General features: G+C 62.5%; 13 protein-coding genes. 3 read left to right on the top strand and 10 right to left on the bottom strand.

All coding sequences use genetic code 11. From position 1 onward, the window contains the following. Positions 1-2 precede the first annotated feature (2 nt). On the bottom strand, positions 3-911 hold the full coding sequence (locus tag ACWFUC_RS13290) for a histone deacetylase family protein (protein ID WP_489625143.1): 909 nt from the start codon (positions 909-911) through the stop codon (positions 3-5). A gap of 386 nt (positions 912-1,297) precedes the next feature. On the opposite strand from ACWFUC_RS13290, the gene ACWFUC_RS13285 reads away from it, so the two are divergent. Then, positions 1,298-1,861 (top strand): phasin family protein, encoded by a 564-nt coding sequence (locus tag ACWFUC_RS13285; protein ID WP_134221927.1) that lies wholly within the window; start codon positions 1,298-1,300, stop codon positions 1,859-1,861. Between the two features lie 81 nt (positions 1,862-1,942). On the opposite strand, the gene ACWFUC_RS13280 is transcribed toward ACWFUC_RS13285, so the two are convergent. From ACWFUC_RS13280 to ACWFUC_RS13260, 5 genes are all read right to left on the bottom strand, one after another. Continuing rightward, on the bottom strand, positions 1,943-2,749 hold the full coding sequence (locus ACWFUC_RS13280) for a competence/damage-inducible protein A (protein ID WP_489625142.1): 807 nt from the start codon (positions 2,747-2,749) through the stop codon (positions 1,943-1,945). A 113-nt stretch (positions 2,750-2,862) separates the two neighbouring features. Further along, positions 2,863-3,708, bottom strand: a complete 846-nt coding sequence (locus ACWFUC_RS13275) for an EI24 domain-containing protein (protein ID WP_489625141.1) — start codon at positions 3,706-3,708, stop codon at positions 2,863-2,865. After that, a complete protein-coding gene (locus ACWFUC_RS13270) occupies positions 3,708-4,694 on the bottom strand; it encodes a sterol desaturase family protein (RefSeq protein ID WP_034340837.1) in 987 nt (328 codons plus the stop codon). The genes ACWFUC_RS13275 and ACWFUC_RS13270 overlap by 1 nt, the downstream gene beginning before the upstream one ends. A gap of 81 nt (positions 4,695-4,775) precedes the next feature. Further along, positions 4,776-5,597 (bottom strand): polysaccharide deacetylase family protein, encoded by an 822-nt coding sequence (locus tag ACWFUC_RS13265; RefSeq protein WP_489625140.1) that lies wholly within the window; start codon positions 5,595-5,597, stop codon positions 4,776-4,778. Positions 5,598-5,625: 28 nt separating this feature from the next. Beyond that, the gene (locus ACWFUC_RS13260) at positions 5,626-6,618 is read right to left on the bottom strand and encodes a YVTN family beta-propeller repeat protein (RefSeq protein WP_134134945.1); all 993 of its coding nucleotides are present in this window, start codon (positions 6,616-6,618) and stop codon (positions 5,626-5,628) included. A 324-nt stretch (positions 6,619-6,942) separates the two neighbouring features. Between ACWFUC_RS13260 and ACWFUC_RS13255 the strand changes: the two genes are divergently transcribed. Then, positions 6,943-7,299: an FKBP-type peptidyl-prolyl cis-trans isomerase gene (locus ACWFUC_RS13255; RefSeq protein ID WP_039787583.1), complete on the top strand. Its 357-nt coding sequence runs from the start codon at positions 6,943-6,945 to the stop codon at positions 7,297-7,299. Positions 7,300-7,317: 18 nt separating this feature from the next. Beyond that, positions 7,318-7,575 (top strand): acyl-CoA-binding protein, encoded by a 258-nt coding sequence (locus tag ACWFUC_RS13250; protein WP_034340818.1) that lies wholly within the window; start codon positions 7,318-7,320, stop codon positions 7,573-7,575. 111 nt (positions 7,576-7,686) lie between these two features. Here the strand turns inward: ACWFUC_RS13250 and ACWFUC_RS13245 are convergent, their stop codons facing one another. The 4 genes from ACWFUC_RS13245 to pncB form a co-directional block, all read right to left on the bottom strand. Further along, positions 7,687-8,667 carry a 2-hydroxyacid dehydrogenase gene (locus tag ACWFUC_RS13245; RefSeq protein ID WP_489625139.1) on the bottom strand — a complete coding sequence of 327 codons (981 nt, stop codon included), beginning with the start codon at positions 8,665-8,667 and terminating at the stop codon, positions 7,687-7,689. 50 nt (positions 8,668-8,717) lie between these two features. Continuing rightward, the gene (locus ACWFUC_RS13240; protein WP_489625138.1) at positions 8,718-10,082 is read right to left on the bottom strand and encodes a sodium:proton antiporter; all 1,365 of its coding nucleotides are present in this window, start codon (positions 10,080-10,082) and stop codon (positions 8,718-8,720) included. A gap of 191 nt (positions 10,083-10,273) precedes the next feature. Continuing rightward, entirely contained in the window at positions 10,274-11,086 is an 813-nt protein-coding gene (locus tag ACWFUC_RS13235; protein WP_489625137.1) for a hypothetical protein, read from the bottom strand. Positions 11,087-11,165: 79 nt separating this feature from the next. Beyond that, complete coding sequence (gene pncB / locus ACWFUC_RS13230) at positions 11,166-12,341, bottom strand: nicotinate phosphoribosyltransferase (RefSeq protein WP_034340811.1); 1,176 nt, start codon at positions 12,339-12,341, stop codon at positions 11,166-11,168. Positions 12,342-12,429 lie beyond the last annotated feature (88 nt).

Here is a 12,429-nt window from a genome sequence, read left to right as displayed (position 1 = left end):
TCTCATCGTGCGCTCCAGCGGGCAGCGTGGAGGCTGGCGAGTCTTATCGTTTGTATGTGTACGGCGACGGTCTGTTCGATATCTCGTCCGTAACCGCCCGCCATCGTAACCGCAACCGGGATTTTATGCTCGCGGGCGTAGCCAAAGACCGTCTCGTCGCGGGCCGCCAGTCCGCCCAGGGTCAGCTTCATCTTGCCCAGGCGGTCGCCCTCATGCGGGTCGGCCCCGGCCAGATAGATCAGCAACTGCGGGGCGAAACGCTGCTGCAGGGTGTGCATGGCGTCGCGCAGAGCTTGCAGGTAATCGGCATCCCCCACGCCATCTGGCAAGGCCACGTCGAGGTCGCTCTGCTCTTTCTCGAAAGGATAATTGTTCTCTCCGTGCAGCGACAAGGTGAACACTGAATCATCACGCGCCAGGATGGAAGCGGTGCCGTTGCCCTGATGCACATCCAGATCGACGATGGCCACCCGCGCCGCACGGCGTTCCGCCTGCATCAGCCGGGCCGCGATGGCGGCGTCGTTGAAGACGCAAAAACCTGCACCATGATCGGCGTAGGCGTGATGCGTACCGCCGGCCAGGTTAATCGCGATTCCCTCGCTAAAGGCGGCGCGGCAGGCGGCAATGGTGGCACCGGAAGAGCGGCGCGAGCGTTCTACCATCTGCGGCGACCAAGGGAAGCCGATCTCGCGCTGTTCGGCGGCGGTCAGTTGGCCGGAACTGGCGCGGGCGATATAGTCCGGATGGTGGGCCAGCGCCAGTTCGCCGTCGCTGGCGGGCTGAGCCTCGTGAAAGTCCAGATCCGGCACGGCAGCCGCAGCCCCCTCCCGGATCATCCGGTACTTCACCATCGGGAAGCGGTGGCCCGGTGGCAGGGGTAAAACGAAGTGATCACTGTAGTACGCTTTCACATTGATTTTCCATTACGTTGAAATGATTGCCGCATTGCAACAAAACGCTTTGCTGCGCAGCGCAAACGATTGCGCGACCCGCAACGATAACTGCTTTTGATGCTGCAATGCAAAAGCTCATCCGGAATGACATCTCTTTTCAGAAAATTCCCAAAACAGCGCTAAGTCCTTGATTAGACTTGGATCAATTTTGAAGCGCTTTTTATGATTCCCGTGCATTGAAACGTTTGACTTTATGCACGATTGAACTAGAATCCGCCTTGTGCATCGCATCATATTCAAAGAAGAAATTACATCGGAGATCCACCTGTCAACACTGATCGGTCCGTAAGCAATCACTGTCGCTGCCTTGTCCATCAACCCATCAACGAGAAGGATGTTTCAACATGACGACCTACACCGAGCAATTTTCCGCCGCTGCCAAAGCCAACGCTGAAGCGCAAATCGCCCTGTTCAACCAGCTGGCCAGCAAGACCTTTGAAGGCGTGGAAAAACTGGTGGACCTGAACCTGAAGGCTGCCAAGTCCTCGCTCGAAGAAACCCAGGCTGCTGCGCAAAAGCTGTTCTCGGCCAAGGACCCGCAGGAATTCTTCACCCTGACCAGCTCGCACGCCCAGCCGACGCTGGAAAAGTCGGTGGCCTACGGCCGTCACCTGAGCGGCATCTTCTCCAGCACCCAGGCTGAACTGACCAAGGCTGCCGAAGCCCAGATCGCCGAAGTCAACCGCAAGGTCGTGGCGATGATCGACGAAGCCGCCAAGAACGCCCCCGCCGGTTCCGAGCAGGCCATTTCGATGTTCAAGTCGGCCATCGGCAACATGAGCGCTGGCTACGAGCAGTTCACCAAGAACGCCAAGCAAGCCGCTGAAGTCCTGGAAGCCAACGTGACCAACGCCGTGGACCAGATGTCCCAGGCTGGTGCCAAGGTGACTCGCGCTGCCAAGAAGTAATCTCCGGGTTCTCCCGCAGAAACGAATGCCCCGGTCTTGCCGGGGCATTTTTTTTGACCTGCGCCAACGCCAGCAGCGGCCTCAGTTGCTGATCTGATACTCGGCGTGCAGCGCGCGCAGGCCTTCCTGCATTTTCTCGAACGCAGGTTCGACCTGGGCGGGGTCACCCTTGACGCCCAGGTCGATGTGGCGGCGGGTCTTGTCGTCGCCCACGTGCGGCAGGCTGAACACCTTCACCAGCGGGAATTGCGCTTCGATGGCTTCCATCAGCGGGGTCAGGGTCGACTCCATTGCCTCGAACACCAGCATGGAGCGCTCGGCCCAGGCCTGGCGGTGGAACTGGTCGGCGTAATGGGTCTCCAGCACCCATTCGAACATCGGCCAGGCCATCACCGGGAAGCCCGGCGCAAAGTAATGCGCGCCGGTGCCGCTGGTGTTCTTGAGCCAGAAACCGGGGATCTTGTTGTAGGGGTTGGGGATGATGGAGGCGCCCTGCGGAAATTCGCCCATCTTGAGGCGGTGCAGATTGTCCGCTGCGTTGAAGTCGGGGGTGGCGCCGGCTTCGCGGGCCATGTCGGCGATGCGCTCCTGGATCTTTTCCTTGGCCTCGGGATGCAGCACCACCGGCACGCCCAGTGCAGCGGCTGCGCACTGGCGGGTGTGGTCGTCAGGGGTGGCGCCGATGCCGCCGGTGCAGAACACCACGTCGCCGGTGGCAAGAGTGCGCTTGAGGGTGGCGGTGATGCGTTCGGGGTCGTCGCCGACGTACTCGGCCCAGGACAGTTGCAGTCCGCGCTGGCTGAGCAGCTCCAAGACCTTGGGGAAATGCTTGTCGATGCGGCGGCCCGAGAGGATCTCGTCGCCGATGATGATGAGTCCGAATGCCATGAGTCTGTCTGCCCGATAGGTTGATGAAACACTGCGGCGATTATGCCCGATTCGGGCCGGGGACGGATTGCCCTGCCCCGGGTTCGTCTCGGGCAGGGACCATCAAACCGGCGTCAACGTGGCGTCACGTCTATGACGTTGGTGTCGGCCAGACCATCGGGTGCCTGGCCGCTGCGATAACGCAGCAGCGCTTCCAGGCAATAGAACTGGAACCACAAGCCGGTGAAGACAAATACGACTACATACAGCCAGATCGCCACCGCCGCCAGCGCCGGCAGCAGGATCACCGACAGCACCCCGCCCAGCCACAGCAGCGTCGGTGCCGCACCGAGCGCACCGGCGATGGTACCCACGGCCAGCAGCGGCCAGCGATGCAGGTGCAGGACGGCACGCCGTTCTTCGGTGCTGGCGTAGTCGGCCAGGGTGTCATAGGCCATCACGCGATAGGTCAGCCAGCCCCACAGCAGCGAGTGAATGACGAAGGCCAGGGGCGGGATCAGGAATACCCAGATCGTGGCCAGCCACAGCACCGTGAAGACGGCGAAGCACCACAGCGAGGTCCACAGGCTGCCGGCCACGCTGCCGCCGTGGCGCTTGTCCAGCATGGGATAGTGGCGGGTGCCGATGTGGCGGGCGATGGCCGGGATGGTGAACAGGCCGACGAACACCAGCGCCGTCAGGATCATCAGCGGCAGCAGGGTCCACATGGCCAGCAAGGGCACCAGTACCGTCTTGAGCGCACCCATGCCAAACCAGGCCAGCATGCCGCCGATCTCGCCGAACATGCCGTGAGAGACGAAGTAGCCCTGCAGCCAGTCGATGATGGGTTGCAACCCCAGCCACAGGCAGACCGCCCACAAGCCCAGCGACACGACGAAGGGCAGCACTGTCAGCCACAACATGCGGATATGCAATTGCGCCAGCAGGGCACGCCCGAAGGAAGCGATGAACAGGCGCATCAGCGGGGCTTCCTGCGGGTGAATTCGACCAGGCGTTTCAAACCCAGCCATTGCTGCGCCCAGAAGCCGCGTCCATAGTCGCGTCCCTTGCCGGCCGGCGGTGGCAGCTGGTCGCGCACGCCGGTCATGGCGAAGCCCTGGCTGAAGTGGGCCGTGCGGAAGAGCACATCCCAGATCGGGAACAGCACCGCGAAGTTGTGTCCGCCCAGCGAATTGCGACCCCGGCTTTCATGGCCCAGCCCGATGGCGTGATGGGTCCGGTGAAAGCGCGGCGACACCAGCAGGTATTCGCCCAGGCGGCCGAAGTGGATGCGCACGTTGGCATGCTGCAGGCTTTGCAGCATGCGCGAGAGCGACACCAGCAGGATGTATTGCGAGGGCTCCACGCCGATCAGGACGGCAATCAGGCCGAAGATGATGTCGTGCACCAGGTTGTCCAGCATGTGGTTGCGGTCGTCGCTCCACAGGTTCATGTTCTGCTGGCTGTGGTGCAGGCTGTGCAGCGCCCACATCCAGCGAACGTTGTGCTGGGCCCAGTGGTAGATGTATTCACACAGGTCCAGCACCACCATGTAGAGCAGGAAGCTCACCAGCGCGCGGTCGGTCACGCCGGGCCAGACCTGGTCGAGGTTGAAGGTGCCCCAGCCTTCCAGGTGCAGGGCTTCGGAAAGATACGACAGCGCCGGATCGAGCAGCAGGAAGGCGATGATGGGGATGATGCCCAGACGCTGCAGCACGGTGTAGATGAAATCGTTCCAGCGGGCGCGCGGGTCGGTGATGGGATGCACCGGGATGGCAGACTCCAGCGGGCGCAGGATCAGGAACAGGATCACCAGCTCACAGATGCCTACCAGGACGAATTCAGTGCCGGTGAAAGCTTCTTCGACGAATTCCCCCATGCCGATGAAGAACACCAGTGGTTGCACCAGTGTTTCGAAGAGCCAGCCCTGGACGGTGGCAAAGAGGTCGGAAATGGTCTGGATCATGGATAGCGTTGATTCGGTGTGACGATGGCGGCGGCAGCTCCCCTCCCCTGGGCCGGCGCCGGTTTGGACTGGTGTCCGGGATCAGTGTTCCTTCCCGGCAGCGAACAGGTGGCGGTAGGACGGATGCTCGCGCAGCGTGGCAAAGCAGAACCCCTTCTGCTCCAGCCCGCTGATGAGCGGCTCCAGCACGGCTGGCGCCCACGGATCCTGGCGCGACCAGATACCCATATGGGCCAGGAAGATATCACCATCCTTGAGGCCGTCGAGGGCTTTCTTCAACAGCATCTCGTTGGGGAATTTGTCGCTGGGCAGTTCATCGCCCGAGAAACCGGCGGGGGCCCAGGCCACATGGGCATAGCCGCAGGCTTCGCCGGCCTTGAGCAGGTTGTGGGTCAGTCGGCCACCGGGCGCACGCCAGAGCGGATCAAGCTTGTGGCCGGTCAGTTGCTGGAAGCGTTGATCGACACGCTTCATTTCCTCGCAATACTGGGCCGGCGTCCATTGCAGCTTCTTGCCGGCTTGCGCCCCGAACTGCGGACGTACCTCGATCTTGCCCTCGGGCAGGTCGCGCACCACGTAGACGTGGTCGAAGGTATGGGTGCCGAAGGCGTGCCCCTCGGCCACCAGCCGCTTCCACAGCGGTGCCCAGGCAGGATCGAGGGAATAGTCGCCGTGGATGGTCTTCTCGTTGGCGAGGAAGAAAGTAGCCTTGATGTGGTGGCGCTGCAGGGTCTGTTCGATGAGTTCGGCCTGGGACTGGCTGCCGGTATCGAAGGTGAGGTAGATCCTGCCCTTGCAGGCGGATGCTTCCGGCGCCGCCGGTTGCGCAACGGCCTGGCCGGCCGCCAGGATGGCGAACAGGCACAGGCCGCGCAGGGAGGGCTTCAAAGGACGCAACGTCATCGGCAGGTCCTCCACGATGCGTCCGTCATTACAGATCCGGCGCGCGGTTGTACAGGTAGATGCCGTGCGGCGAGCGGCCGACCGGAATCACCTTGGTCACCGAGCGGGTTTCTAGGTCGATCACGGCGACCTTCTTGCTCCAGCGCAGGGTGGCCCACATGGTCTTGCCATCGGCGGTCACTTCCATGCAGTCCGGGCCGCCGGGGACCTTGATGGTGCCGACATTTTCCAAAGTGGTCATATCGACCACGCTGATGGTGTTGGCCACGCGGTTGGAGACGTAGACGTAGCGTTTGTCGCCCTGACCACGGAAGTTGTGGGCACCGATGCCGGTCTTGATCTTCTTGACCATCTTCTGGGTGCGCCAGTCGATCACTTCGACGTAGTCGCTGCCCATGATGCCGACCATCAGGTACTTGTTGTCGGGGGTCATGATGATGCCGGCCGGCAGCTTGCCTACCGGCATGGTCCACTTGACCTGCTGGGTGGCGAGGTCGATGGCGCTGATCTGGTCGCTGCCCTGCTGGGTGATGAAGGCGGTGGTGCTGGCGTTGTCGAAGGCGATGTGGCTGGGGGTCTTGGCCAGCGGGATGCGCTTGGACAGCTTCAGGTCCTGGCCGTCATAGCTGTAGACATCGACCCGGTCCAGACGCAGGCCGGTGGCAACGAACCACTTCTGGTCGGGCGTGAAGCCGATCTGGTAGGGATCGATGATGTCGCGCAGCTTGCGCTGCACGGCACCGGTCTTGGGATCGAGGAAGAGCAACTGGTTGCCGGTGGCGCTGGCCACGATCAAGGACTTGTTGTCCGGCGTGGCCATCAGGTGGTGCGGCTCCTTGCCCACCGAGAAGGTCGACAACTCCTTCTCGCCGGTTTCGTCCAGCAGCGATACCGAAGCGTCACCGGAGTTGAGTACCACGACGACGTTGGCATGGGCCGGGGCGGCCATACAGGCCAGCACGGCCGAGACACAGGCGGCGCGAAGGGAAAGGGATAAGAGTTGGCTGAATCGACGCAACATGAAGAACTTTACTCAAAAATGCCTGATCTATCGTGCCAGAGCAGCCCCTGGAGCACGTCCTCGGCTCTTAACGCTCGCTGCAACGATCCCGCTGACAGCCCACTGAAGCAATATGAAAAATTTCTAGATTTTTGGTTTACACTGCCTGCCGATCCGGTCGCATGACGCCACCGGGGCGGCCTGAACACCAGTCGCAGCGCACCTGCGACGCCTGATGCACGGTCTGGCACACGCAATGTTTCCATGAAGCATTTTGCATGGTCAGCAGTCGTCAGGAATCTGGCCATGCGGCCGCCAACCCATCCCCTCACCGAAAGGAAACCGATGTCCATCATCACCACAGCTTCCGGGCTGCAATATGAAGAAATCAACGTTGGCGCTGGCGATGAAGCCAAGGCCGGCAGCCACGTCACCGTGCATTACACCGGCTGGCTGCAGAACACGGACGGCACCGCCGGCAGCAAGTTCGATTCCAGCAAGGACCGCAATGATCCGTTCGCCTTCCCGCTGGGCGCTGGCCACGTCATCAAGGGCTGGGATGAAGGCGTGCAAGGCATGAAGGTCGGCGGCACCCGCAAGCTGATCATCCCGGCAGGCCTGGGCTATGGTGCCCGTGGCGCAGGCGGCGTGATCCCCCCGAATGCCACCCTGATCTTCGAAGTCGAACTGCTGGCCGTCTGAGCCCGAGGGAGGAGAGACATGAGCACCCTGCAAGAACAGTTCGAAGCCGCCGTGGCAGAATCCAAGAGCCTGCCCGAGCGTCCCGACAACATGACCCTGCTGAAGATGTATGGCCTCTACAAGCAGGGCAGCAACGGCGACGTGCAGGGCGAGCGCCCCGGCATGACCGACTTCGTGGCCCGCGCCAAGTTCGACGCCTGGGCCGCCCTCAAGGGCAAGCCACAAGCCGAAGCGCAGCAGGAATACATCGACATCTTCAATGAACTGAAGGGTTGATGCAGGCATGACGGCGGCATCCCCGGATGCCCGCCGCCTGCCGATGAAGAAACGGGCGCACCTGGTCTCAGGTGCGCCCGTTTTGTTTGATGCTCCGGCAGGAGCGGCCGATCAGCGCGCCGCCACGTCCGGGTTGAGCAGGTTGGGCGGACGCTGGCCCGACAGCGCCGCGATCAGGTTGTCAGCTGCACAGTTGGCCATGGCCAGGCGCGTGGGCGTGGAGGCGCTGGCGATATGCGGCGTCAGCACGACGTTGCTCAGGTCGAGGAATTCCGGCTTGAACGACGGTTCATTCTCGAACACATCCACCCCGGCGGCCGCGATACGGCCTTCACGCAGGGCGGCGATCAGCGCTGCATCATCGACGATGCCGCCGCGCGCAATGTTGGTGAGCGTGGCGGTCGGTTTCATCAGCGCCAGCTCCGGGGCGGCAATGGTGTGGTGCGTGTCCTTTGAGTAAGGCAATACCAGCACGACGTGGTCGGCCTGTTGCAGCAGCTCTTCCTTGCTGACGTAGCGGGCGTTGTTGGCGCGCGCTTCCAGCTCGGGTGCCAGGCGCGAACGGTTGTGGTACAGCACCTGCATGTCGAAGCCCAGCGAACGGCGGGCGATCGCCTGGCCGATGCGGCCCATGCCGATGATGCCCAGGGTGGCCCCATGGATGTCCGGGCCGACGAAGCTGTCGTAGCTCCACTTCTTCCACTTGCCGGCACGCAGGAAGTGCTCGGATTCGGTGATGCGGCGCGCAGCCGCCATCATCAGGGCCCAGCCGAAGTCGGCGGTGGTTTCATTGAGCACGTCGGGCGTGTTGGTGGCCATGACGCCGGCTTTTGTAGCGGCAGCAACATCGATGTTGTTGTAGCCCACGGCCATGTTGCAGACCGCCTTCAGTTGCGGATTGGCGGCGAACAGCGCGGCCGTGACCGGCTCGCTCGGGGTGGTGAAGAGGCCATCCTTGCCATTGGCCTTGGCCAGCAGCTCATCGGCGCTGTAGATGCGGTCATCCTGGTTGGATTCGACCTCGAAATGCTGCTCCAGGCGGGCCAGAACTTCAGGGAAGACGGCGCGGGCGACGAAGATCTTGGGTTTCATGCGGGTCTCGTGGTCTCGGTTTCGTTATCGGAAGAAAGCGGCGGTAGCACTCAGAAGAACAGGAAGCTCATGACGATGAACAGCGGCACCAGAATGCCCACCGACCACGCCATGTAGCCGAAGAAGCTGGGCATGCGAATGCCGCGCTCCTCGGCGATGGCCTTGACCATCATGTTGGGCGCATTGCCGATATAGCTGTTGGCCCCCATGAAGACGGCACCGGCGGAGATGGCCGCCAGCGTCGAGGCCAGCGGCCCCATCAGTTCCCGCGCATCGCCGGAGGCAGTGTTGAAGAACACCAGATAGGTCGGCGCATTGTCGAGGAAGGAAGACAGCACGCCTGTCATCCAGAAATACATCACGTCGTCCGGTTTGCCGTCCGGCCCGGTCACGGCGTGCACCACGGCGGCAAACGCGCCCTGCTCGCCCGCCCGCAGCATGGCGATCACCGGGGCGATGGTCAGGAAGATGGCGGCAAAAAGCTTGCCCACTTCCAGCATGGGCCCCCAGCCGAAGTCATTGCCAGCGCGGGCAGATGTTGGCGTGAGCCACAGCGACAGCAGGATCACGCCCAGCAGCGCGCCATCGCGCAGCAGGTTCTGCCATTCCAGCGGCGTGCCCAGCACCTCGGTCGCCACGCCAGGTTTCCACAAGCCGCTCATCAGTACCAGACCGACCACTGCGCCCAGCAGCAGGAAATTGAACTTGCCTTCCAGCCGCAGCGCCGAGTCCGGCGTGGGATCGAGCGGGCGGCGCTCTTCGTGGTTGAGATAGAAATGGCGATCCAGCAGATAGAAGATCAGCAGCAACGCACCGCACAGGAAGGCCATCGGACCCAGCAGATGGCGCGCGGTCCAGAAGAAATCCACGCCCTTGAGGAAGCCCAGGAACAACGGCGGATCGCCCAGCGGCGTCAGTGAGCCGCCCGCATTGGCAACGAGGAAGATGAAGAACACCACGACGTGGACCGTGTGCTTGCGGTCATCGTTGGCGCGGATGAGCGGGCGGATCAACAGCATGGCCGCACCGGTCGTGCCCATGACGCTGGCCAGCAAGGTGCCCAGTGCCAGCAGTCCGGTATTGAGTGCGGGCGTGCCATGCAGGTTGCCGCGTACGCAGATGCCACCGGCCACGGTGAAGAGCGCGGTCAGCAGGATGATGAAGGGAAGATATTCCGCCACCAGCGCATGCACGCTGATGGCCAGGGCCGCATGCGCACCATGCAGGGCCGCAAACGGCAGCAGGAAGGCCAGCGCCCAGGCACCGGCGATCTTGCCGAAATGGTGATGCCACATGGCCGGGGCCAGCAGCGGCAGTACGGCAATGGACAGCAGAACGCCCGCGAACGGCAAGGCCCAGGCCAGGGACAGTCCGGCACCGTCCAGATCGGCGGCTTGGGAAACGGCGGGCAGCATCGATGCCAGGATTGCGGAGAGACGAATTGTGAGAGCTCTGATCTGCAAATGAAGGTCCTGATGGCAAATAGAGGTGGTGGCCGTCACGCGAGAATCTGCGGCCAGAGGGAGCCACACTATACCAGCCACGCGAGCGCGTCCGAAGCGAAAGCCGGGCATGCGAAAAAATTTCAAGTATGCATGCCCCTGCGTCAACTGCGCAGCTGGCTCCACACCTCACCAAGCGTGACTGCATCGGGCCATATCAAGGACAGCAACAGTCCGCTCGCGCTCACCAGCAACAGGACCGCGAGGAAGGGTCGCCAGGTGCGCTGCACGGCCGTCTCCAGCCAGTGGCGATCGGTACGGTAGCCGAAGCGCCGATACAGCCCGGCCGCCAGCAATGCGTCGAAGATCAGTTCGGAAAACAGCACGGGGGCCATGCCCAGCATGGTGACGACGGAATACAGCGCGGCAGCGATAAGCGAGACCACCGACACTGCGAAGATCAACAAGCCCAGTGCTTCGCCCAGATCGATGCCGTCCGCCAGGCCCGCCGCATCGCCCCCGTCAGCAAGACTGAAATCCACATTGGCGCTGGCCCCGCCGCCGTCGAAGCTGCCACCACCGCCCTGCCACTGTTGCGCAGACTTGGACAGAGAAATATTGAGGGGTATATCGCCGACGAAACCGGCGTCGATTCCGGAGCCGTCATTGCGGCGGTTGCGCCCGTCCTGCTCCGGCTGCACGCCTGACGCGAACTGCGCGCCCGCGCTGGCCGCCACCCCGGTCCCGGCCAGCGCCCTGCACCGGTCGCCACGGCGCAGCAGCCATAGCCATATCGACAGCATCAACAGGAAACCCGGATACGCCACCAGGCAGGCCAGCCCATAGCGCAGCCCCATGTTGCGCCAGCCATGCCGCAGCATCCATGCCGAGGCGAGCAATCCGAGACTGGCGGCGAGCGTGATGAGCAGCAGCATGAACAGGCGCGGGAAGCCCCGATGGCTAATCTTGCGGCTCAACCGCAGCGTCCGTACCCGACGGAACAACATCGGCTTCTTCAAGCCCCGCCTCCCCGATGCCGCATCACTCCGTCTCCGGTCAGGCCTTGATCTGGAACACCTGGCGCAGATAATTCACATAGGCCGGGTCATCGCACATGTTCTTGGAAGGCGTATCGGACAGCTTGGCCACCGGCTGGCCATTGCAGCGGACCATCTTCATGACCACCTGCAGGGGCGTGTAGCCCAGGTCATTGGTGAGATTGGTACCCACGCCGAAGGCCACCTTGGCGCGATCCTTGAAGCGCAGGTAGAGCGCACGCACCTTGTCGAAGTCCAGGCTGTCGGAGAACACCAGCACCTTGCTGGACGGATCGACACGGTTGTCACGGTAATGCTGGATCAGGCGCTCGCCCCACTCAAACGGATCGCCGGAATCATGGCGCGCGCCGTCGAAGAGCTTGCAGAAATACATGTCGTAGTCGCGCAGGAAGGCATCCATGCCATAAACGTCCGAGAGCGTGATGCCCAGGTCGCCGCGATACTCGCGCGCCCACATCTCAAAGGCGAACGTCTGCGAATCACGCAGGCGCGGACCGAGCGCCTGACAGGCCTGCAGGTATTCATGCGCCATGGTGCCCAGCGGGGTCAGGTCATGCTGCATGGCGTACATCACGTTGGAGGTACCGGCGAAGTGGTCCCCCATATGCTGCTTCATCTCGTCGATGACCTCGGCATGCCAGCTGCGCGAGAAGCGGCGGCGCGTGCCGTAATCGGCGATCTTGCAGCCGGCCAGTTCGGCATCATCGGTGATGACCGACATCTTCTTGCGCAGGCGCGCCCTGCCCTCTTCCAGATCGGGCGAGCGCTGGGTCGCGCGGAAATACACTTCATTGACGATGGCCAGCACCGGCACTTCGAACATGATGGTGTGCAGCCACGGCCCCTTCACCTGGATCTCGATCTCGCCATTGCCGGCCGGATCAGGCTGGACCGTGATGTATTTTTCGTTCAGGTGGAACAGGTCGAGGAAGTCGACGAAGTCGCTCTTGATGAAGCGCAGGCCGCGCAGGTAATTCAGTTCATCTTCCTTGAAACGCAGGCGGCACAGCGCGGCAATCTCGGCACGGATCTCGTCGACATAGGGTGTCAGGTCGATGTGCTCGTTGCGGCATTTGAACTTGTATTCGACCTGCGCGCCGGGGAAGTGATGCAGGACCACCTGCATCATCGTGAATTTGTACAGGTCAGTGTCGAGTAAGGATGTGATGATCATGAAGTCCGGATGCGGACATGCCGCATGCTGCCATGTTGATGGTCCACGTGCATGAGGGCTGCCCCGGAGCGCGCCGCATCATGCGTTG

The organism is Herbaspirillum sp. Her4 (assembly GCF_057961335.1).
This window is presented reverse-complemented; position numbering and strand designations above follow the sequence as displayed.